The sequence below is a fragment of the Xylanibacter oryzae DSM 17970 genome (genome assembly GCF_000585355.1).
Taxonomy (GTDB): Bacteria; Bacteroidota; Bacteroidia; order Bacteroidales; family Bacteroidaceae; genus Prevotella; species Prevotella oryzae.
This window is the reverse complement of sequence record NZ_KK073873.1, coordinates 1,229,654-1,252,770: the sequence shown is the minus strand read 5'-3', so window position 1 is coordinate 1,252,770 and position 23,117 is coordinate 1,229,654. Positions and strand designations below refer to the sequence as shown.

Annotated in this window: 19 protein-coding genes; 7 read left to right on the top strand and 12 right to left on the bottom strand. The window is 35.2% G+C overall.

Annotated elements, in window-relative coordinates; all coding sequences use genetic code 11:
* Nucleotides 1-3 precede the first annotated feature (3 nt).
* The 6 genes from XYLOR_RS05205 to XYLOR_RS05180 are packed head-to-tail and all read left to right on the top strand — an operon-like array spanning nucleotide 4 to nucleotide 5,994.
* On the top strand, nucleotides 4-1,077 hold the full coding sequence (locus tag XYLOR_RS05205; protein WP_036877584.1) for a Wzz/FepE/Etk N-terminal domain-containing protein: 1,074 nt from the start codon (nucleotides 4-6) through the stop codon (nucleotides 1,075-1,077).
* A 3-nt stretch (nucleotides 1,078-1,080) separates the two neighbouring features.
* Nucleotides 1,081-2,358, top strand: a complete 1,278-nt coding sequence (locus XYLOR_RS05200; protein ID WP_036877582.1) for a flippase — start codon at nucleotides 1,081-1,083, stop codon at nucleotides 2,356-2,358.
* The gene (locus XYLOR_RS05195) at nucleotides 2,352-3,410 is read left to right on the top strand and encodes a glycosyltransferase family 4 protein (protein ID WP_036877579.1); all 1,059 of its coding nucleotides are present in this window, start codon (nucleotides 2,352-2,354) and stop codon (nucleotides 3,408-3,410) included. The genes XYLOR_RS05200 and XYLOR_RS05195 overlap by 7 nt, the downstream gene beginning before the upstream one ends.
* A gap of 4 nt (nucleotides 3,411-3,414) precedes the next feature.
* A complete protein-coding gene (locus tag XYLOR_RS05190; protein ID WP_084608525.1) occupies nucleotides 3,415-4,461 on the top strand; it encodes an EpsG family protein in 1,047 nt (348 codons plus the stop codon).
* 13 nt (nucleotides 4,462-4,474) lie between these two features.
* A complete protein-coding gene (locus XYLOR_RS05185; RefSeq protein ID WP_036877576.1) occupies nucleotides 4,475-5,299 on the top strand; it encodes a glycosyltransferase in 825 nt (274 codons plus the stop codon).
* The gene (locus XYLOR_RS05180) at nucleotides 5,296-5,994 is read left to right on the top strand and encodes a glycosyltransferase (RefSeq protein WP_036877574.1); all 699 of its coding nucleotides are present in this window, start codon (nucleotides 5,296-5,298) and stop codon (nucleotides 5,992-5,994) included. The genes XYLOR_RS05185 and XYLOR_RS05180 overlap by 4 nt, the downstream gene beginning before the upstream one ends.
* On the opposite strand, the gene XYLOR_RS05175 is transcribed toward XYLOR_RS05180, so the two are convergent.
* Nucleotides 5,947-6,843, bottom strand: coding sequence for a glycosyltransferase family 2 protein (locus XYLOR_RS05175; protein ID WP_036877573.1), 897 nt, complete (start codon nucleotides 6,841-6,843; stop codon nucleotides 5,947-5,949). The two genes, XYLOR_RS05180 and XYLOR_RS05175, sit on opposite strands and share 48 nt — an antisense overlap.
* Before the next feature lie 116 nt (nucleotides 6,844-6,959).
* Between XYLOR_RS05175 and XYLOR_RS05170 the strand changes: the two genes are divergently transcribed.
* Nucleotides 6,960-7,724: a glycosyltransferase family 2 protein gene (locus XYLOR_RS05170; RefSeq protein WP_309477141.1), complete on the top strand. Its 765-nt coding sequence runs from the start codon at nucleotides 6,960-6,962 to the stop codon at nucleotides 7,722-7,724.
* A gap of 913 nt (nucleotides 7,725-8,637) precedes the next feature.
* On the opposite strand, the gene XYLOR_RS05165 is transcribed toward XYLOR_RS05170, so the two are convergent.
* From XYLOR_RS05165 to XYLOR_RS05115, 11 genes are all read right to left on the bottom strand, one after another.
* On the bottom strand, nucleotides 8,638-9,084 hold the full coding sequence (locus XYLOR_RS05165) for an RpiB/LacA/LacB family sugar-phosphate isomerase (protein WP_036877572.1): 447 nt from the start codon (nucleotides 9,082-9,084) through the stop codon (nucleotides 8,638-8,640).
* Entirely contained in the window at nucleotides 9,084-11,102 is a 2,019-nt protein-coding gene (locus XYLOR_RS05160; protein WP_036877571.1) for a transketolase family protein, read from the bottom strand. The genes XYLOR_RS05165 and XYLOR_RS05160 overlap by 1 nt, the downstream gene beginning before the upstream one ends.
* A gap of 45 nt (nucleotides 11,103-11,147) precedes the next feature.
* Nucleotides 11,148-12,698 (bottom strand): alpha-N-arabinofuranosidase, encoded by a 1,551-nt coding sequence (locus XYLOR_RS05155; RefSeq protein WP_036877570.1) that lies wholly within the window; start codon nucleotides 12,696-12,698, stop codon nucleotides 11,148-11,150.
* 109 nt (nucleotides 12,699-12,807) lie between these two features.
* Nucleotides 12,808-14,487 (bottom strand): ribulokinase, encoded by a 1,680-nt coding sequence (locus tag XYLOR_RS05150; RefSeq protein WP_036877568.1) that lies wholly within the window; start codon nucleotides 14,485-14,487, stop codon nucleotides 12,808-12,810.
* A gap of 6 nt (nucleotides 14,488-14,493) precedes the next feature.
* Nucleotides 14,494-16,035 carry an L-arabinose isomerase gene (araA, locus tag XYLOR_RS05145; protein WP_036877566.1) on the bottom strand — a complete coding sequence of 514 codons (1,542 nt, stop codon included), beginning with the start codon at nucleotides 16,033-16,035 and terminating at the stop codon, nucleotides 14,494-14,496.
* Between the two features lie 30 nt (nucleotides 16,036-16,065).
* Nucleotides 16,066-16,764, bottom strand: a complete 699-nt coding sequence (locus tag XYLOR_RS05140; RefSeq protein ID WP_036877564.1) for an L-ribulose-5-phosphate 4-epimerase — start codon at nucleotides 16,762-16,764, stop codon at nucleotides 16,066-16,068.
* 4 nt (nucleotides 16,765-16,768) lie between these two features.
* Nucleotides 16,769-17,446 carry an NUDIX hydrolase gene (locus XYLOR_RS05135; RefSeq protein WP_036877562.1) on the bottom strand — a complete coding sequence of 226 codons (678 nt, stop codon included), beginning with the start codon at nucleotides 17,444-17,446 and terminating at the stop codon, nucleotides 16,769-16,771.
* Between the two features lie 18 nt (nucleotides 17,447-17,464).
* A complete protein-coding gene (locus XYLOR_RS05130) occupies nucleotides 17,465-19,210 on the bottom strand; it encodes a sodium:solute symporter (protein ID WP_036877560.1) in 1,746 nt (581 codons plus the stop codon).
* A gap of 35 nt (nucleotides 19,211-19,245) precedes the next feature.
* Nucleotides 19,246-20,436, bottom strand: a complete 1,191-nt coding sequence (locus XYLOR_RS05125) for an aldose epimerase family protein (RefSeq protein ID WP_084608524.1) — start codon at nucleotides 20,434-20,436, stop codon at nucleotides 19,246-19,248.
* Nucleotides 20,437-20,651: 215 nt separating this feature from the next.
* A complete protein-coding gene (galK, locus tag XYLOR_RS05120; protein WP_036877554.1) occupies nucleotides 20,652-21,812 on the bottom strand; it encodes a galactokinase in 1,161 nt (386 codons plus the stop codon).
* 29 nt (nucleotides 21,813-21,841) lie between these two features.
* On the bottom strand, nucleotides 21,842-23,083 hold the full coding sequence (locus XYLOR_RS05115; protein ID WP_036877552.1) for an MFS transporter: 1,242 nt from the start codon (nucleotides 23,081-23,083) through the stop codon (nucleotides 21,842-21,844).
* Between the last annotated feature and the right edge of the window lie 34 nt (nucleotides 23,084-23,117).

Genomic DNA, 23,117 nt, shown 5'->3' with positions numbered 1-23,117 from the left:
GAAATGGAAAATAAAACGATAAAGCATGCTGATATGGAAATTGATTTTAGTAAGATATTTAAAATCGTATCAGCAGATAAAAAAAATGTGTTTATATATTGTGCAATAGCAGCATTAATAGGACTTATTGTGGCATTCAGTATCCCGAATGTTTATAAAACAAGTGTAATGCTTGCTCCTGAGACGTCAGGGAGCAGTCTTACATCATCAAACTTATCGTCTATTGCATCGATGATAGGTATGGATGTCAAGTCAATGTCGTCTGATGATGCTTTATATCCCGAAATATATCCTGATTTAATGAATTCGATGGATTTTATTACGAGTCTGTTTAATGTTAAAGTAAAATCAATTGATGGTAACATAAATACTACTTTTTCTGATTATATAAATAAGTATCAGAAAATACCATGGTGGAGCTATCCTCAATTATGGATTAAAAAGTTGATTAAATCATTTTCTTCGAATATAATTGATGGAAAGGAACATAAGGTGAATCCTTTCAAACTTACTCAGGAACAGTATAATATCGCTATGTCAATACAGGATTTGGTTAAATGCAGTGTAGATAAAAAGTCAGACATAATAAAAATCGATGTAACAGCTCAGGATCCATTAATTTCTGCGACAATGGCTGACTCTGTGAAAATGCGACTTCAATCATTTATAACTAACTATAGAACTAATAAGGCACGACATGATGTAGCTTATATGCAAAAGCTTTTAGATGAAGCAAAAAGTCAATATGTGAAATCGCGCCAATTATATGGTTCTTATTCGGATGCCAACCAGGAACTGGCGCTTGAGTCTTATAAAGTTAAACAAGAAGATTTGGAAAATGAAATGCAGCTGAAGTATAATATGTATACTCAAATGGCCCAACAATTCCAAATGGCAAAAGCTAAAGTTCAAGAGCGTACGCCTGTATTTACAGTTGTGCAGTCTGCTTCGGTGCCATTGAAAAAAAATAATATACCCAAGGTATATATAATAGTCCTCTTTATAATTGCAGGTTTAATTGTTAGGACAGTTATTCTATTTACAAGAAATAGAGTAGAGTCAGGTAATAAAATTTAAATTATGAGTTGGAGCATCCAAAAGAATTCTTCTGCATTAGTTAAGAATATTGCTTCAGTTGGTGTAGTACAGATAGCTAATTATATTATACCAATTATTATTATGCCTTTTGTAGTAAGGGCATTAGGGGCTTCCCCTTTTGGTGTTGTTTCATATGCTCAAAATATAATAAGTTATCTAACTATTATTGTATATTTCGGATTTGAATATTCTGCTACTCAGGACGTCGCAATATATCAGAATGATAAAAAAAGTTTATGCACTATATTTTGGACCGTAATTTTTTCACGATTAGCATTGTTCGTAGCTTCTATGCTAATACTTATTTTTGTAGGTATTTTTGTTGATAAGGTAAATACAAATCCTGTATTATATTTTAATGCGGCATTAGTAAATCTTGGTATAGCATTATTCCCAACATGGTTTTTCCAGGGGCTTGAGAATATGGGGAGGATGGCTTTATTTAACTTTCTCATTAAGTTTGTTGGAGCTGTTCTTATAGTTATATTTGTGAGATGTCCTAATGATTATCAAGCATATGTTCTCATTTTGTCATGTTCGTACATTTTTGTTGGTTTTATCGCATTTGTATATGTAATCATGCATTATGACCTGAAATATACAAGAATCAATATAACGGATATACTTGTCAAGAAAGTCTTAAAGAAGAGCTTCCCTATCTTTATTAATAATCTGTTTATGTCTGCTTATACTTTAGTAGGAATGACAATCCTTGGCTATTATGAGAGTGATTATAAAGTAGGTATATATTCAGGTGCTTATCGCATTATTATGGCTGTAATGTCGATTACGAGTTTGCCAATTAATATTGCTCTTTTCCCAATAATGAGCAGACTCTTCAATGAGTCTGTAGAAAAAGGTGCAAGATATCTTAAAAGAATATTGAAACTGGTTTCCTTATTAGGAATACTTATGACCTTTATATTATTTTTCGTGTCTCCTCTTGTTGTTCATATATTATTAGGAAATGGTTTTAATGATTCTATACCCCTTTTGAGGTTATTCTCTATATTACCTTTCCTTGTTATTGTTGCAAGTATGCTTACAATTCAAGGCCTTTATGGTCTGCAATTGCAATATTTTGCACCTTATCTAGGCGCTTTTGTAGCTTTGATATGTATTGTAATGAATTTAGTATTGATACCTAAATTGGGTATAATGGGAGCTGGTATTTCATGGATAGTAGCTCAATTATGTGAGATAATTGTTTGTTTTTCAATTATTAGATATGAAATGAAGAAAATGCAGATAAGATGGTAATAAACTTTATTTTGCCTGGTTATAGTTCTTGTCCTGGTGGTGGACTTAAGATAATGTATGAATATGCAAATCGTCTTTCTTTAATGGGGAATGACGTAATGATATACCATGCTATGAATGTATCTAGAATAAAATATAAGTATCCTGCATTATTGTTATATTTAAAGGCAAAGTATACATATTTCGGACTTCCTGACTGGTTTGAATTTAATCCTTCAGTGAAAGCAACTTTCATAAATGAAATATTTGATCGCAATATAAGAGATGCTGATGTAATAATTTCTACACAATGGACTGTTGCTCTTGATGTATTCAGATTATCGTCTTCAAAAGGTAAGAAAGTTAATCTTATTCAGGGTTATGAAACCTGGATTGGCAATGACATTAATGGGTTATACGAATCTTATAAATTACCGATAACGCATATTGTTGTTTCAGACTATCTATCTGATATTGTATTTAAAGTATCTGGTGTAAAGCCTTCTATTATTTATAATTCTGTTGACGACAAAGGTTTTAATATAAAAAATAGTATAGAAGATAGAAATCCTTATACTATATCATTATTATATTCCGAACAAAAATTTAAAGGTACAAAATATGCATATGAGGCATTAGTTGAATGCCATAAAAAACATCCCATGCTTCAAGTAAAGATGTTTGGAGTATATAAGAAATGCATATATATATCAGAATGGATTACTTACGAAAGATGCCCTAATAATTTGTGCAGTTTGTATAATTCGACAGCTATATTTCTTACTACTAGTCTTAAAGAAGGGTGGGGACTGCCTGCCACAGAGGCTATGGCGTGTGGTTGTGCCGTAGTCTGTACAAATGTAGAAGGACATACTGTTTTTGCACATGATAAGGATACCGCACTTTTAGTGGATCCTAAGAACGTAAGTCAAACTGTGAATAGTATTATGTTATTATTAGATGATAATAATTATAGAATAAATTTAGCTAAAAGAGGGAATGAATACATTAAAAGATTTAATTGGGACATGGCATGTGAGAAGATGAATAAAATTTTTAAAGAACTTTTATAATATTATGATTGTAATTCTATTCATAGTTTTTGTATTAGCAGTTCTTATCTTATATGTAGAAGACTACTTGTGTAATAAGCACAACATGTATATCTTTTACACATTTGCTATGATATTAATATGTGTAGCAGGTTTAAGACCTATAGGTTGTGATGGTGATTCTCTTAATTATGAATACTATTTTCAGAATTACGATAAAACGAATTTGTCTATGTTTGTGGAATTTTCGTTTAGGTGGTTGTCTTCTATATTTATGCACCTTACCGGAAATGTTAGATCTCTATTAATTTTCTATGCAATTTTAGGAGTTTCATTGAAAATGTATGCTATACGTAAGTATTCTGATATATGTTTTCTTGCGGTGGTAATATATATCGGTTATTATTTCTTGATACAAGATATGACTCAAATTAGAGCATCTGTCGCCTCTGGCTTTTTTTTATTATCAATAAAACCTTTGGCAGAGAAAAAGCGATTGACATTTTTATCATTGATATTTGCCGCGATCTTTTTTCATTATTCAGCCTTGTCGTTATTACCTTTTATTTTTCTAACTAATAATGAATTGACAAAAGTAAAGAGAGTTCTTTTAGCTTCTATTGTACCATTAGGATACATATTCTATTTTTCTCATTTGAATTTGGTATCTGTTATTCCAATTCCATATATTAGTAATAAAATACAGATATATCAAGAATTAAATGAAAGAGGTATTGTTGGTGATGAAATAAATGTCTTTAATATGGTCTTTCTTGTTGAAATAATGATATATTTCTTTTTGCTTTTGAAATATGATCTTATTGCAGAATATAATAAGTATTTGCCTATAATGCTAAAGATTATGGGACTATCTATTGCTTCATTTCTGGTATTTGCTACTTTGCCGGTTGTCGCATTTCGAATCCATGACTTATATGGGATTGTAGACATAATTTTATTTACTAATATTTATTATGTAATTAGGCCTCGATTATTATCTAAATCAGTAGTAGTCTTAATTGGTTTATCTCTTTTATGTATAATGATATTCTATGCTGAGTTAATAAATTAATGCTTTGTAGAAAATGAATGGAGTAAAAATATTACCTGTAATTGTATTATATAATTCAATTTTAGAAGAACAGAATACCTATAAAAGTCTTCTAAAATCAGAATGTTGGGACAAATATATTGTTTATGATAATTCAGATACAAATATAAAAAATAAAATAGAAGATCCAAGGGCGATATATATTAGGGACATTAATAACAGTGGACTGCCAAAGGCTTATAATATTGCTGCCAGCTGCGCTAAGGCAATGGGTTACGAATGGCTCTTGATATTGGATCAAGATTCTTATTTTCCTACCGACTCGTATATGGCATATAGAATAGCGATAGAGAATAATAAGGGAATCTCTCTTTTTGCCCCAAGATTGATTTACAAATTTAATAAGCCCTTTTCGCCTTCTAAGTTGTGTTGTGGCTTTCCGATTGTAAAAAGGTTGGATGAAGGAATTTACTCGTTACATAAATATGTTCCTGTTAATAGTGGTATGTGTTTCTCTATAAAAGAATTTGATAAATGTGGGGGATATGATGAGAATTTACAACTTGACTTTACAGATATTAGATTCATTGATAAATTTAAGGAGTATAATGACTCTTTCTATTTATTGGATTGTAATGTGATTCAGTCTTTTTCTAACGAAGTAAAGGATTATTGCAAATTATTATCTAGATATAAACAGTATTTACGTGATGCTTCAAATTATCCTAATAAGGGAACTATACGCAAAATAAGTCTTTTCGTTCTTGTTCTGAAACATACTTTGTCCTTGACATTAAAGACAAAAAAAAATGCATTTATTTCATATTATATTAACCATTATCTGTTTAAGAAAAAATGATATCTGTATGTATTGCCACATATAATGGCGAAAAATATATAAAGCGACAGCTGCAGTCTATTTTAATACAATTAGATGATTGTGATGAAGTTATAGTTTCAGATGATGGATCATCTGATGATACCTTGAATATTATTAATGGTATTAGAGATCCAAGAATAAAAATATTTGAAGGTCCTAAAAAAGGTTCACCAATAAGTAATTTTGAAAATGCAATTAAACATTCTCATGGAGAATACATCTTTCTTTCGGATCAGGATGATGTATGGATAAAAAATAAGATTACTATAAGTTTAAAGTATTTAAAACAATATGATTGTATAGTTAGTGATTGTATCGTAATGGATAAAGATAGTAGATGTATATCAAATTCTTTTTATAGTTTAAATAAGACACATTACGGGAAACTCTATAATTTGGTGATAAAGAACGGGTACCTTGGCTGTTGTATGGCTTTTAAAAGAAATATCATAGAGACTGTCTTACCCTTTCCTTCTGATATTCCGATGCATGATATATGGATTGGTTGTATTGCTGCATTTAGATACGAGTTAAAGTTTATACCTGACAAACTGATATATTTCTATCGTCATAATTCCAATATATCAACTACCGCATCACAAAGCAAATATACTGTTTTTAAGAAGTTAGTGTTTAGATATGTCATGATCAAAAATCTGATTAATAGGAAATGATGGTTGTACAATTTTTCTATTGAAATTTCCGCATAGTCCATCTTTAATGCCCCAAAAGATAAATTTTATGTTTTTCTTTCTTTCTTTTTCAAATGCAAATATTAAAACTAATGACTTAAATGATAGTATAATGTCATTAAAGATCCATTTAGGGAAGTCTTTAATATATGTTTTGTAAATAAATATTTTATTCCTGAAAAGGTAATAATGCCTGTAAGTTGGATGATTTGTGGTTCCGAATGAGAAGCAAAGTAATTTATGTTGGGATATATTACCTATTTCGTGATGTAATATGGCATCGTAATTCTTTATGATTTTATAGCCTTTGGTTAGTAGTCTTAAACAAAACTCGTGGTCTACATAATCAATAAACATTTCATTATTATATCCACCACATTTTATTGCTATTTCTATGTTAGTAAGGCAACCAGAAGTGATAACAGTTAGCCCTTTATTGATATCCTTATCAGGTGCTTTAATATCTATTACTCTAGGAGCAATGATTGCCGTAATATCCTTTATTGCAGATCTATATAGTAAATCTAAAGAATTAGAATTCAAGATGCTGTCTTGGTCTAGTGTTAGCATCCATAAGTAATTACTCTTTTTACAGTACATTAGTCCTGCATTAAGTGCATACGCGATACCTTTGTTTTCATCTAATTTGATGATATTTATTTTGGAATCTATTACTTTTTCATATTCATTTATGTTTGATGAATGATTGTCTATTATAAATATCTGATCAACTTGCTTATATATTGTTTTTATGCTTTGCTGTAATCTTTCTATTGACGGATTATAGCAAACTATTACTGCAGCAATTTTATGTCCATTATTAGTTTCCATCTAATTGGTTTTATTTGCAAAGTTAATATTATTTTAGAGACCATTATTCAAATCAAGAATATTATTAGCGTTTAAAACAATAATTTGTAATCATGATTGTTATATAGTAAATCAATATGATGAAAGTTTCAATAATTACATGTACATATAATAGCGAGAAGACTATTCTTGATACAATAAATTCTGTATTGTCCCAAAAGTATAAAAATATTGAATACCTGATTATAGATGGCAAAAGCACCGATAGTACAATTGACATTATACGACTTAATCAATTTAATTTTTCTGGCCGTCTTCGTTTTATATCAGAGCCTGATAATGGCATTTATGATGCAATGAATAAGGGTATTCTGAATAGTACAGGCGATATAATAGGTTTTCTTAATTCGGATGATTATTTTACATCGGATGACGTGATAGGAAGTATGATTGATAATTTTGAGGAAGGTATTGATGCCGTATACGGTGATGTACATTTCATTAAGAATGGTAATAAAGAAAAATGTGTGCGTTATTATTCTTCAGCTATATTTCGACCCATGATGTTGAAATATGGATTAATGCCTGCACATCCTACATTTTATGCAAAAAAGGATGTGTATCTAAAATATGGTCTATTTTCTTTGGATTACAAAATCGCTGCAGATTATGATATGATGGTGCGTCTTTTTTATAAATATAATATAAAGGCTAAGTATATTAAAATGGATTTTGTTACTATGAGAGTAGGGGGAATAAGTACAAAAAATCTGTATAGCAGATTTTTAACCACAAAAGAGGACCTTAAGGCTTGCCGTAATTATGGGCTAAAAACTAATTTATTTTTTATATCATTTAAGTATTTAAAGAAAATCTTTGAAATCAAACCAAATATAATATAATTTTTATAGATTCTGGTACCGATTGCAGTGATATGATGGTACTGATTCAAGTGATACTGCGGGTACCGATTCGCCGATACTATCAATGTATATAATATTTTTCTTGTAAAAAACTTTTTTGAAACATCAACCTCACTAATCTGTGTTAATTGTTTGATTAACAGTGTGTTATACAAAGTGAGGTTTGGTTATGAAACCTCACTTTGTCTTTTTCCAAAAGTTGTTCTTCTTCAATTATACCACTCATATACCACTTTATTTTCATAGTGGTGTATGAGTGGTATTTTGTGGTAAAAGCGTTCTGCTTATTGCTTTGTATAGTGTTTATATTCAATGATTTATGAAGATAGTGGTATTGTGGCGTTTTTTTGTAAAAAATCACGGTGATATTTCTAAAAGAGGGCTATTAGCGATGCAAAAGCTATGCTTTCACTCATCAAAAGCTATGTTTTTAGGGACCTAACTCAATGCTTTTGTATAGTAAAAGAATAGCTATGACTATGCCTGAATTAGGTATACATCTTTGTTGTTATACTTACTGAATTACTATACAAATTATTAAAAGCTTTACTGATCCACTTTACAGAAATATAAAAGTCTTACCATTATGGTATACACATCTGCAGTAATGTTACCAGTCTGGTTTACATTTTGCGGTATTCCAACATGTTTGAAAACCCCATAAACAAAGGGCTAGTGGTATTGTGATAATTATTTATGCAAATGAAGCTACTTTAACTAAATTGAAGAAGAACCACCTCCTCTCTGGAAAAAGACAACTTATTTGTCTAACAATGCGGTTGTCTAAATTTTCGTGAGTATTATACTCTTCTTTTTTGTCATTATAAAACCCCGAAAGTTCTTTGTCTAACTTTCGGGGTTCATATCAAATAGTCTGCCTTGTTTTATATGGCTATTTTTTCTGAATAGGAATTTTATCTATTCTCCTTTGATGGCGTCCACCTTCAAAGTCAGTAGAAAAATACTCATCCATAATTTTTTTTGCCATGGCATTATCTATGAATCTTCCTGGCATTACAAGAACATTGGCGTTATTATGCTGGCGTATGAGATGTGCTATTTCTGGTATCCAGCACAATCCAGCACGGATATTCTGATGCTTATTAAGCGTCATACTTATCCCTTCACCACTACCACATATTGCTATACCAGGATACACTTCGCCAGATTCTATTCCTTGTGCTAATGCGTGGCCAAAATCCGAATAGTCACAACTATCAGTAGAGTATGTGCCGTAATCCTTATATTCATAGCCATGAGCCTCGCAGTATTGTTTAACATACTGTTTAAGTTCATATCCTGCGTGGTCGCTGGCTAGTCCTATCGTTTTAATGTCCATTATTCTGCTAAAAGTTCTTTAACTTGATTATATACGTTCTCTGCAGTATATCCTAATTTTTGATCTAGTACTTGATAAGGTGCTGAGAAGCCGAAGCTTTCCATGCCAAATACTTTTCCATTTGCTCCTACTAGTCCTTCAAGTGTTACAGGAAGGCCAGCTGTCATACCAAAGATTTTGCTTCCTTTTGGCAGTATACTTTCCTGATACTCCTTACTTTGATTGCGGAATAAACCTTCACTAGGAACACTTACTATACGGACTTTAATACCATCTTTGCGTAGAAGTTCAGTTCCTGATACAAGAGTTGCAACCTCAGAACCATCAGCAAGAAGAATTACATCAAATTTTTCATCGCTTCCTGCTACTACGTAAGCACCCTTAGCAGCTTGTTCATAATCTGTTCCGGCTGGGAGTTTCGTGATATTTTGGCGTGAGAAAATTAGAGCTGTTGGTGTTTCTATATTTTCCATAGCAAGTTTCCAACATACGGTTGTCTCATCTGCATCTGCAGGACGGAATACTCTTACGCTATCTTTTCCTGCATGGTTTTTCATCTTCTCCATAAGACGGATTTGTGCTTCCTGCTCTACTGGTTCATGAGTTGGTCCATCTTCACCTACACGGAACGCATCATGTGTCCAGATAAATTTGATAGGTACCTGCATTAATGCCGCCATACGTACAGCTGGTTTCATATAGTCTGAGAAGACGAAGAATGTTCCACATGCCGGAATAACTCCACCATGAAGATACATACCTATACACATGCAAGCCATTGTTAACTCACTTACTCCTGCCTGGAAAAATGCTCCAGAGAAGTCATCTTTAACAAGTGACTTTGTATACTTTAAGAAACCGTCAGTCTTATCACTGTTTGATAGGTCGGCAGATGAACATATCATGTTAGGAACTTGTTGCGCTAGTGCGCCAAGGCATGCTGCAGATGCTGCACGTGTAGCAGAATTCTCTTTTTGGATGACTGTGCTCCAATCGACTTTTGGTGCTTTTCCAGAAAACCATTCCTTCATCTGTGCGGCCTTTTCTGGATTTGTCTTAGCCCATGCTGCTTCTGCTGCGTGACGCTCTGCGACTATCTTTTTCAATTCAATCTGACGATTTTCATATAGCGCTTTAACATCATCAAAAATTTTGAATGGATCAGTCGGATCTCCACTAAGGTTCTTAATAGTATTTTGGAAAGCATCACCTCCTAGAGGTGCACCATGAGTCTTAACATTACGCTCATAGCTAGATCCATCATCTTTCAATGCACCTTTGCCCATAATAGTTTTTCCTATTATTAGAGTAGGACGTGATTCTTCGTTTTGAGCTTTCTTAATAGCTTCGCGAATTTGGTCTGGGTCGTTACCATTAATTTTTATAACGTTCCATCCCCATGCTTTATATTTTGCTTCAGTGTCTTCGTTCATAACCATACCACACTCTGTAGAGAGCTGGATATCATTAGAATCGTAAAACATTATAAGATTATTTAGTCCTAGAACACCAGCAAGGCGGCCTGTGCCCTGAGATATTTCTTCTTCAATTCCGCCATCTGATATATAAGCGTAAATTTTATGCTGAATCATTTCTTTACCAAGACGGGCTTGAAGGAACTTCTCTGCTACTGCAGCACCAGCTGCAAATGTATGTCCTTGGCCTAGAGGTCCTGACGTATTTTCTATACCGCGTTCTAAATCACGTTCTGGATGTCCTGGAGTGGGAGATCCCCATTGACGTAACTGCTGAAGTTCGTCAAGAGTGAATTTTCCTGATAGACAAAGTACTGAATATAGCATTGGGGACATGTGACCTGGATCGAGATAAAAGCGATCGCGTCCTTCCCATGTTGGATTTTCTGGATCATAAACCAAAAATTCAGAGAAGAGAACATTTATGAAATCAGCTCCACCCATAGCACCGCCCGGATGTCCTGATTTTGCTTTTTCTACCATTGATGCAGCCAAAATACGGATATTGTCTGCTGCTAAATTCATTAATTTCTTGTCATTCATTGTTCTTATAATTATTTGATTTAAATTTTTATAGTTGCAAAGTTACTATTTTAATTCCAATACTACGACGGATCTTGCCGGGATTTTTACTTTTAACCCGCTTTTAGAAACCTTCGCATCACTGAATATTGCTGGCTTTACTAAATTAGGATTATCAAAGTCATTATAATCCTTAATATTCTTGCATGTAAGAATTCTTCCACTTACTGTATTAGTTTTGGCTCCTTCTATATTTAATGATACATTCTGAGCCTTATCAAGACTTACATTTACTAATGAGATGACTATTGTATTGGAATCTTTCTCGCGTGCAGCTGAAGCACTTACAATTGGAATATTTCTATTGTCAGGCACATTCATGCTGTCACATTTTAAATCTGTTGGTAAATATGTAGCATCTTGAAATTTTTTGTACATTTCGAATACATGATAGGTTGGTGTAAGAACCATTTGTCCTTTGTCGTTTGTAAGTATCATAGACTGCAAAACATTTACTACCTGAGCAATGTTTGCCATTCTTATACGATCTGTGTGACGATGAAAGACATTCAATGTTAGTGCTGCTACAAAAGCGTCACGCATTGAATTTTGCTGATATAAATGTCCTTTGATTGTCCCTGGCTCTTCGTCCCACCATGTTCCCCATTCGTCAACGAGAAGTCCTATTTGTTTTTTGGGATCTTCTTTATCCATTATAGCACAATGTTTGTTTATAACATTCTCTATTTCTAGGCATTTCCCCATTGTCCAATAAAAGTCATTATTATTGAATTTTGTTGCAGAACCTTTACTGCCGTTCCATCCAGTAACAGTATAGTAATGGAGTGAGATTCCATCCATACGATGCCCTACATTATTCATCATTACTTTAGTCCAATTGTAATCATAATCACTAGCTCCACTAGCTATTTTATAAAGTTGGTTACCGTCGTAATTTCTGCAATAAGTAGAATATCTTCGGAATAAGTCACTGTAATATTCAGGACGCATATTACCTCCGCATCCCCAACTCTCATTGCCTACTCCCAGAAATTTTACGTGCCATGGTTTATCGCGCCCATTTTCTCTGCGGAGTTTTGCCATAGGTGTATTACCACCACTTGTCATATATTCTACCCACTTGGCAAGTTCTTCAACTGTTCCGCTTCCGACATTACCACTTATATATGGTTCACAACCAAGCATTTCGCACAAGTTTAGAAATTCATGAGTACCAAAACTATTGTTTTCAATAGTTCCTCCCCAATTATTATTCTGCATGGTTGGGCGTTTATCTTTAGGTCCAATACCGTCCATCCAATGATATTCGTCTGCAAAACAGCCCCCAGGCCATCTTAATACTGGAACTTTTAGGTTTTTCAAGGCTTCAAAAACATCTTTACGGTATCCATTAATATTCGGAATATTTGAGTTTTCTCCAACCCACAGTCCACCATATATGCAAGAACCCAAATGTTCCGCAAATTGGCCATAAATTTCTTTGTATATTATCTGTTTACACTGATCAGCATGTATAATTCCATGATTTTCAGTATCAGCCACAGAAGAAACAGATATTGCTGATAACAATATTAATGTAGTGAATAGCTTGTTCATAAAATTCTTTATTTATTATATAATACGAATATTAAGACGGTTTCCCTAATGTCTTAACAGGTAAGCAATAATTAGGGGCGAATATTATAATCCGTCCCTAATTATTTTTTTACTTGTAAAGTTCCTTTTCGGTGAACTCTCCAAGTTTAAGATATTTCTTGTATATTTCTGCATAGGACTTAACGTTATTTGCGTTAGGTACATATTCTTTGCTGAAACCACTATTCATAGCTGCAATTGCATCTTCCACTTTACTGTAGATACCTGCAGCTGTTGCTGCAAACATTGCCGCACCAAGGGCACAAGCTTGGTCTGTATTACAAACCTTTATGGGCTTGTTTATTACATCACACATAGTTTGCATAACAAAAGGCGATTTTAGTGCAATGCCGCCGATGCCGATAACATTGTCAATTCTTACACCTTCATTTTCGAAACGGTCAACAATAGCTTTTGTGCCAAATGCAGTAGCTTCTACGAGTGCGCGGAAAATTTGTGGAGCTGTTGTTCCAAGTGTGAAACCTGAAATTGTACCTTTAAGCAATTGATTCGCATCAGGAGAACGGCGACCATTTATCCAATCGGTTGCCAGCATTGTACTTTCACTTATTGGTATGTTCTCTGCATCCTTAGTTAATGTAACTATAATCTTATCGCAAATTTCTTCTACAGCTTTGTTTATATCTTCTTTACTGTGATTGGTGTCTGTGAACATTGATGGCAATATGTTGCGTATTGGATATTCCAGAACACGACGAAACATTGCATAGACATCTCCGAAGCTAGATTGACCAGCTTCCAAGCCTACCATACCTGGTATAACACTGCCATCTACTTGACCACAGATACCTTTTATACAATTATTTCCTATTTCATCATATGATGCTACCATCACATCACAAGTGGATGTTCCTATTACACGCACTAATGTATGAGGCGTTACACCTGCACCTACTGCGCCCATGTGACAATCATATGCTCCACCTGCTATCACAACGCTTTCCTTTAGCCCTAGACGTTCAGCCCATTCCTTACAAAGATGACCAACCGGTCTATCTGCAGTCTCTGTTTCATCAAAAAGCCGACTACGGAATCCTTTAAGTTTTGTATCTAAAGATTCTAGGTATTCTTCAGGAGGGAGACCGTTCCAGTCTTTATGCCACATTGCTTTGTGCCCACATGCACAACGACTGCGTATGATATCTTTTGATGCGGAAACACCTGTTAGTACAGCAGGTAACCATTCACAATATTCAACAATTGAGTAGGCTTTATTAGCAACTTCAGGGTCTTCACGTAGCACGTGAAGGGCTTTAGCCCAAAACCATTCGGCCGAATATATACCGCCTTCGTACTTTATGTAGTTTTCTTTTGCACTTTTTGTCTTTTCGTTTATCTCTTCAGCTTCTTTTATTGCTGTATGATCTTTCCATAAGACAAACATTGCATTAGGGTTTTCAGCGAATTCTGGAAGCATTGCTAGCGGAGTTCCTGTCTCATCAGTGAATGCAGGAGTGGAGCCCGTTGTATCAAAAGCTATACCTACAACGTTTTCTGCTACACCTGCAGCACATTTTGACAGAGCTTCTGTTACAGTTGCTTCAAGTACTTCAAGATAATCTTTAGGATGCTGACGCCACTGGTTTATTTTAGGATTGCAATACAGTCCTTTTTTCCATCGAGGATAATATTTTACGCTGGTTGCTAGTGTTTCTCCTGTCTCAGCATTAACAATTAGAGCCCGGGCAGAATCACTACCATAATCTAGACCAATTACATATTTTGCCATATACTATTATCTAAGAGCTTTGTTTAACATGTAATAGACTTCGTTGAACCGTAGTTCTTTACGGAAATCTTCATAATCAGTCTTATTATTGATGATACAGCATTCAATGTCTGCAATTTCTGCATAATCGCGCCAATATTCATCTGTAATATCATAAGAGAAACAACTGTGATGTGTTCCACCTGCGTTAATCCAACATCCTACACCCACTTCGAACGTCGGTTCTGGAATCCATAAATTAGATGCGACAGGTAATTTGGGTAAAGGTTTACTCTTTATACAATTTACATCGTTTGCAATTAGACGGAAACGGTTTCCCATATCAACAACTGTAGCTGCTATACCATGTCCTTGTTTTGAAGTGAAAACGAGGCGAGCTGTCTGGCTCTTTCTTATTCCTATACCAAGGAAATGAACCTCTAAACGTGGCTTTTCTTCTGCAATGTCAGGATTGATTTCCAGCATATGAGCTTCTAATATAGAAGTGTTATCTCCATCAAAGTTCAAAGTATAATCCTCAAGGAAAGAACTTCCACCAGGTAAGCCTTGGGTCATAAACCATGTTGTACGGTAAAGAGCAGCACTCTTCCAGTCACCTTCAGCACCAAATCCATAGCCATCATGCATCAAACGCTGTGAAGCAAGTCCTGGAATCTGATCGAATCCTTTACCAGTCTCTTCAACGTTTGCGTCACCTAAGTCATCAAAGTTTGTTGTGAAACCTTTTGCACCTTTGTCTTCTAAAACGGCACGTAGTGTAAGTTCTGCTTTAGCAGAGTTCCAAATTTTCTTGTACGCTTCCGTGCTCTTGTCCTCAAGCACTTTATCATGTGCATAATCTTTGAAGTAAACTGCCACTAGAGCGTCTACATCTACATCTTTTACATTATTGAAATATACCATTACATCGCTGAACGGCATATAGTCTACATGATAGCCCATTACTTGTTCTGCAGCAACTTTGTCTCCGTCTGTTACGGCAACATTGTTCATTTGGTCACCAAATCGTAAAATAAGCATATCCTGTGAATCAGCCCATGCTGCGCATACTCTAGACCATACAGCAATGTGATCTTGTGTCTTTTCATCTTGCCAATAGCCAACAACAGTTTTGCGTGGCTTACGTAGACGAGAAAGGATGTGACCGTATTCTCTGTCTCCATGTGCACTTTGATTGAGGTTCATGAAGTCCATATCCATTGTCTTCCATGGAATCTGTTTGTTATATTGTGTATGTAGGTGCAATAATGGTTTCCTCAAAATCTGCAAGCCGTGAATCCACATCTTTGCAGGAGAAAATGTATGCATCCATGTTATTACACCTACACATCTATTATCATTGTTAGCAGCAGACATAATGTCAGCAACCTCTTTAGAACTGTTTGCAGTACCTTTATAGACTACTTTAATAGGAAGACGACCAGAGTTGTTCAATCCGTCTACCATCTCTTTAGAATGTCCGTCTACCTGTACGACAGCATCACCTCCGTAAAGGAGTTGTGCACCTGTTACGAACCATACTTCAAAATTGTCAAATGCTTTAACCATAGTTTTTTATTGTTTAGATTGTAATTTATATTAATGTTTTTTATTTTGTCCATAATATGCGTTTGGACCGTGTTTGCGATTAAAATGTTTTTCTACAAGTAGGGGATTCATTGTCGTAGAAGGGTTTACAGAGAATGAAATGAAAGCCATCTTTGCAACTTGTTCCATTACAACTGCATTGTAAACTGCATTGTCCGCATCCTTTCCCCATGAGAAAGGGCCATGATTTTTAACTAATACCCCAGGTGTGTGAACATAATTGATGTTCTCAAACCTTTTTACTATGACATTGCCGGTTTCGAGTTCATAATCTCCGTTAACCTCTGATTCTGTCATATCTTTAGTGCATGGAATTTCATCGTGGAAATAATCTGCATGTGTAGTACCTATATTAGGTATATCTTTACCGGCTTGAGCCCAAGCTGTAGCATAGGTAGAGTGTGTATGTACTATGCCTCCAATTTCTTGAAATTTTCTATACAAAACTAGATGTGTTGGAGTATCTGATGATGGATTTAAATTACCTTCTACTACTTTTCCGGTTTTTAAATCTACAACTACCATATCCGAAGCTTTCATTGTTTCGTAGTTTACGCCTGAAGGCTTAATAACGACCAATCCTTTTTCGCGGTCTATGCCTGATACGTTTCCCCATGTGAATATTACCAGATTATGTTTAACCAGATCAAGATTAGCGTTAAAAACTTTTTCTTTTAATTCTTCTAGCATTTTTTTAAAGTTTAAAATTAGGATCCTCACTAAAGGATTTTTCGTTGAAACGATAGAGGGCAGCACCTCTCTTAGATGATTTTTTATCTATCTTTTCCGTTTTCTCGATAAAATCCATATCCTTTATTCGTTTTCTGAAGTTGCGTTTATCAACTTCCTCATGGCATACAGCTTCATATACATTTTGTAATTGTGTCAGAGTGAATAATTCTGGCAATAAATTGAAACTGATTGGCTCTGTAGAAATGCGCTTGCGCATCATCCTTAAAGCCTTTTCTACCATTCTGTTATGGTCTGAATATAATTGGGGTAATTCATCTATGTTTACCCATTCCAGTCCATATTGTTCTCTAAGATGCTCATCGTAGTCTTTTACATTTATCAAAGCCCAATAAGCCACAGATATAACACGGTCTCCTGGATCACGGTTTACTTCTCCATATGCACCAGCTTGTTTCATATAGATGCCTTCCATTCCAGTTAAATCATATAATACCCGGTTAGCTGCATCATTTAGGCTTTCGTTGTTTCCGACAAAACCACCATAAAGGGACCATTCACCTCGTCCCGGGTCCATCTTACGCTTACCGATTAGTATTCGTAAGTGGCCCTCTTCGAATCCGAAGACAATACAGTCAACAGAAACATAGACTTTGGAGTATTCGTTATAGTATGCTACCATTACTTGTTTTTTAGTTTTTTACCAGAAGTAGATATAGAATGCTGCACATAGTGCTACAACTCCTAGAGTTGCAACAATATCCCATATATTGAAGCTTTCTTTTATTTGCTTCTTATAGTCACCTGAGAATGTTATTGCTTCAACTTGTTCCTTGCTTGGTGCAGGAGTGAAGATTGATACAACAATCATAAGTGCAATAATGAATACCAGAAGCCAGCACTCGAAAATAAGCCAGTTTGTCTGCCAGAACCATGCTGTTGAATTCCAGAATGAACCATTCATTACTGAATTTCCAGAATCTGTTATAACGTTTGTCAATAGTCTGAGCATACCAATGATGAAACCACCGATAAGTCCCCATTCTCCTGCTTTAGGAGTGACTTTCTTAGAGAATATACCTAATGTGAATACAGCAACCATTGCAGGAGCAAGTAATGACTGGATTCCTTGTAGATAGCTATATAGGTTACCCATGTTCATCATTACAGGAAGCCAAAGTAGGCCGAGAATAACGACAACAACTGTTGCGATACGACCAACAAATACATAATGAGACTCGCTCATTCCTTTCTTCATTGGCTTGTAGAAGTCTTCTGTAAATAGGGTAGCGCAACTGTTGAAGAATGCAGCTAGTGATGTAACAAGTGCGCAAACGAAACCGATAGTAACAAAGCCCTTAACGCCGACAGGAAGAATGTTCTTTACCATCATTGCAAATGCTCCGTCAGTATCATGCTGGTTTGTTATATCCATTGTGATTCCACTACCAGTTTTACTAGAAAGTGCAATTGCAATCATACCTGGGATAAGAAACATAAATACAGGAAGAAGTTTAAAATAACCTGCTGCGATAGTTCCACGACGTGCGCGCTTCATGACAGTAACATTGTCTTCTCCACGAGTCTGACCAAGTACACGTTGAACAATGTGCTGGTCGGTACACCAATACCAGAAACCGATAATAGAAGCACCGATAAACACGACAAATCCTGGATATTCATGATACATTGGATCACCTGTTTTCAAGTGGAACATGTGAGTAGTTCCATATCCGTTATGCAGATGTCCGCAATATGTCATCATGTTAGACCAACCAGCAGTTATGCTTCCGTCACCAAGTGCTGAAAGTCCTAGAAATAAAACTAAGAATGAACCGATAATTAGTATAGGAGTCTGGATTGCAGACATTGTCATTACACCCTTCATGCCACCGAATACAGTGAATATCGCAGTAATAGCAATAAGACCTAGTGCACCATACCAGAAAGGTAGTCCCAACAGATACTCAAAGAATATACCACCTGTAAATGCTGTTACGCTTACTTTGGTTAGTATATAGGCAATCAATGTAATGATACTTAACCATGAACCTGTTCTTTTTGTATATCTATATTTAAGGAAGTCAGGCATGGTTATAATCTTGCCCATTTTATTATTAAGTAGCTGATAGAAAGGTACGAAAAGCCAACCTAATAGCAAAATCATCCATCCTTGCATCTCCCAGTGGGCCATTCCGACACCGTCTTTGGCGCCTGTACCTGCTAGACCAACAAGATGTTCTGAACCGATATTCGCTGCAAAGATAGCTGCACCGATAATATACCAAGGTTCTCCCTTGCCAAACAGATAGTCTTGACTATCTGCACCTTTCATTTTTTGTTTATCTTTCTTTAAAGTACGCCAAACGTACCATACGATGAGTACGAAGCCAACTGCTAGGATAGTCCAGTCTTGCCATACGAATTCATGTGCATTCCAATTCATTTTGTTAATAGTTTTATATGTTTTGATTAAGTTTATTACTTCTTTACAGAGAATTTGTAAGCAAGGTGGCTGTAATATTTCTCTCCTGGTTTAAGATATGGATTAGATATTTCCCATCCCTTTGTCTTTGCAGCAAACTTAGTTGGAGAATCAGGATATTTCTGACTTTCAAAACATACACTCACATGCTTTGGATACTTAATACCATGTTTGCAGCTAATGCCAGTACCTTGGAAATTACCGGTATATACTTGTATACCAGGTTCATTGGTAAATACTTCCATGAATATGCCTGTCTTAGGAGAATACAAACTTGCAGCGACTGTATTGTCGTCACCCTTACCATTTTTGAATGTGTTCAGACACCAGTTATGATCATAACCTGTTGCATTCTTTATCTGGTCGTAAGAAGGGTCGTATTTATTTGCGATAGCAGTTGCTTCGCGGAAATCCATTGGAGTTCCAGCTACATCTTTTATTTCACCTGTTGGTATGTAAAATCTATCGCTAGGTGTAAACTTGTCAGCATTTACATACATCACCTGATTGAATCCTTCTTTTGAAGGGTCTCCATTCAAGTTAAAGTATGAATGGTTTGTCATATTAATAACAGTTTCCTTGTCTGTTGTAGCTTGGAAAACAATATCAAGTGTGTTATTGCTCTTTACAGTATATGTAGCTGTTGCTTTAACTGTTCCAGGGAAGCCATTTTCGCCGTCTTTGGCTGTAATTGCGAATACAACAGATGAATCATTCTTTGATTTTACGTCATATATTTTGTTCAGCCAACCTGTATTTCCACCACCATGAAGGCAATTTACCATGTCGTTAGCTCTCAATTTATAAGTCTTGCCTTCTACATTTATTGTAGCATTCTTGATTCTGTTAGCGTAACGGCCAACAGAAGAACCGTAATCTGACGGAGTTCGTGCTGTATCTGCATATTGTGAGATGTTGTCATATCCCAGAACGACATCAGTAGGTTTACCATTTTTGTCAGGCACTGATAGTGAAACCACACGACCACCATAGTTGGTCAGGCATACTTCCATACCTCTTTTGTTTTTAAGAATAAACAAATGAGTCTTTTTCCCTTTAATTGTTGATTCGAATGCTATTGGGTTAAGCCCAGATTTAGTTGGGGTAGTAGCTTTGCTTTCCGTGCAGTATATGAGTGCCGTTAAGGCAATACCTGCAAACAGAAAGACGTTTTTCATTGTTTTCATATAAATTGATTTTAGATTTGATTATCGTTACTAAATACTTATGGGGTGTAAAATTACAATTTATTTTTCTTTATTGTATCAAAAAAACGAAATATTTTAATAAAGAAGTGTTCTTTTTACACTTTTTAGCAAGAAAATATAAAATACGACATGATTGATAAAAAAAAGGTTGCATTTTATATAAATGCAACCTTATCTAATACGGATATGTTTATTTATTCAACCTTGCGTGCCCCATCACTGATTATCACATCATAAACTTTAGGAGCATGTCCAAACTTTGCAGTATACTTTTCTTTAGCATTTGCAATGAATTTATCATAAAGTTCATTTTTCACAAGATTAATTGTGCAACCACCAAAGCCACCGCCCATGATGCGACTACCTGTAACGCCAGTTTCTTTTGCTATATCATTCAGATAGTCAAGCTCATTACAAGATACCTCATATTCTTTGCTTAGTCCGTAATGAGTTTCATACATATTTTTACCTACTGTTTCGTAGTCACCTTTATTAAGTGCATCGCAAACAGCTAATACGCGATCTTTTTCGCCTAATACAAATTTAGCTCTTAGTGCATCTTCATCACTTACATCGTTTTTAACAGCTTCTAGCATATCCCAGTCTGCATCGCGGAGCGTTTCAATCTTTTTATCTGTAAACTTTTTCTGCATTGCAGCTACAACATTCTCACAACTTTTGCGGCGGTCATTATAAGCAGAAGAAGCTAATTCATGTTTTACGACAGAATCAACTAAAACAAGTTTGTATTCATTTGGTTTAAATGGGAAATATTCAAATTCACGGCTTCTGCAATCTAGGCGCATTAATTTTCCTTCTTGTCCAAAAACACTAGCAAATTGATCCATTATACCGCAGTTTACTCCACAGTAGTTGTGTTCAGTTGCTTGTCCTGCAAGAACCATATCCCACTTTGAAACTTTGTTATCACCAAATTGGTCATTGATAGCATAAGCAAAGCAGCTTTCCAAAGCAGCAGATGAAGACATTCCAGCACCAAGAGGCACATCACCTGCAAATGCAGTATTGAAACCTTTTACATCGACTCCATTCTTTTTCATCTCCTGAACGATACCATATATGTATCGTGCCCAACTGGCTTTCGGTCCACTTTGGTCATTTACTCCAAATTCTACACGATCTTTTAAATCAATAGAGTAGGCATTTACTTTATCTGTACCATTAGGACGAATTTCGCACATAATGCCTTTATCAACTGCTCCAGGAAAAACGAAACCGCCGTTATAATCAGTATGCTCACCAATCAGGTTTATACGACCAGGAGCAGCATATATACTACCTGTCTTGCCATCAAAATGTTTGATGAAACGACTTCTTACAAATTCTATATCCATAGACGTTAGTTTTAAGTTAGAAATTATTTTTATTTTTTACTTAGTCCAATCTTGCTACCTATGTTGCAGAACCATATAATATAAGCATAATATACAAACATGATGCACATTGCTATGATAACACCTGTTTTGTCTACCATCCATCCCATAAGAGGCATCAATGTAGCTGCTCCGATAACTCCTGTATTGATAACACCTGTTGCAGCCTTAGTATGAGGGCCAAGTTCTTGTAGACCAAGATTAAATATTAGAGGCCACATTACTGAATGGAACAATCCAGCAGCAAGCATACACCAGATACCAACAATACTGCTGGCAAAGACTAATGATAGAAGAATACATAATGCTCCTAGACAAAGACAATAAGTCAATAGCTTACGTGGCTCAAATTTTGTCAGAACTCCAGCGCCAACAAAACGACCAACCATCATACCACCCCAATAAAATGCGAGATAAGATGTTGCTAGCTGTGCAAGTGCAGCAGAATTCATTCCAGGATTCAGTAGCTGGAAACGGTATGGTAACATAGACGGTACACCGATTTCTATACCGAGATACATGAATATGCCAAGTGCACCTAACCATACGTGTGGATATTTGAATACACTACTTTTGTATTCTATATGTTCACCAGATTCTTCAGCCTGTTTACCTTCATCGATCTTTGGCAATTTTAAAAATACTAATATCAAACAAATTACAATAGCGAATATACCTAGATACATGAAAGGACCTGGAACATATTTAGGGGAAGGTAACTTTCCATTGATAATGACATAAGTTACAAACAAAGGTGCAACTGTTGTAGCAACAGAATTAAGAGCCTGACTCAAAGTCATTCTGAATGCACCCTTTTCAGGAGTTCCAAGAACCATTACATACGGGTTTGCTACATTCTGTAACATAACAACACCCATAGCTACTAGGCACATTGACCCTAGAAATATAACATACACATTTGTATGTGCAGCTATAGCAGCGTTTACGCCGATTGAGTTTACCACGAATCCAATACCAGAAACAGCAAGACCGAGTATTAAGGTACTCTTATATCCGATTTTACTCATCAGCAGAGCAAATGGAATAGACAGTAAGTAAGCCCCATAGAAAGCCGAATTTACATATTGTCCTTGCTGAGCTGTAAGGTGGAAAGCTTCTGAACAGAATGCAATCATAGAGTTGTTCATTGTTGTAATAAATCCTATAAGGAAACATACAATGAATACGACAATTAACGCGAACATGTAGTTCGGTTTTTGATTTTGAGTCATAGTTGTTATTTTATTTTTAGTTATTGATAATAAT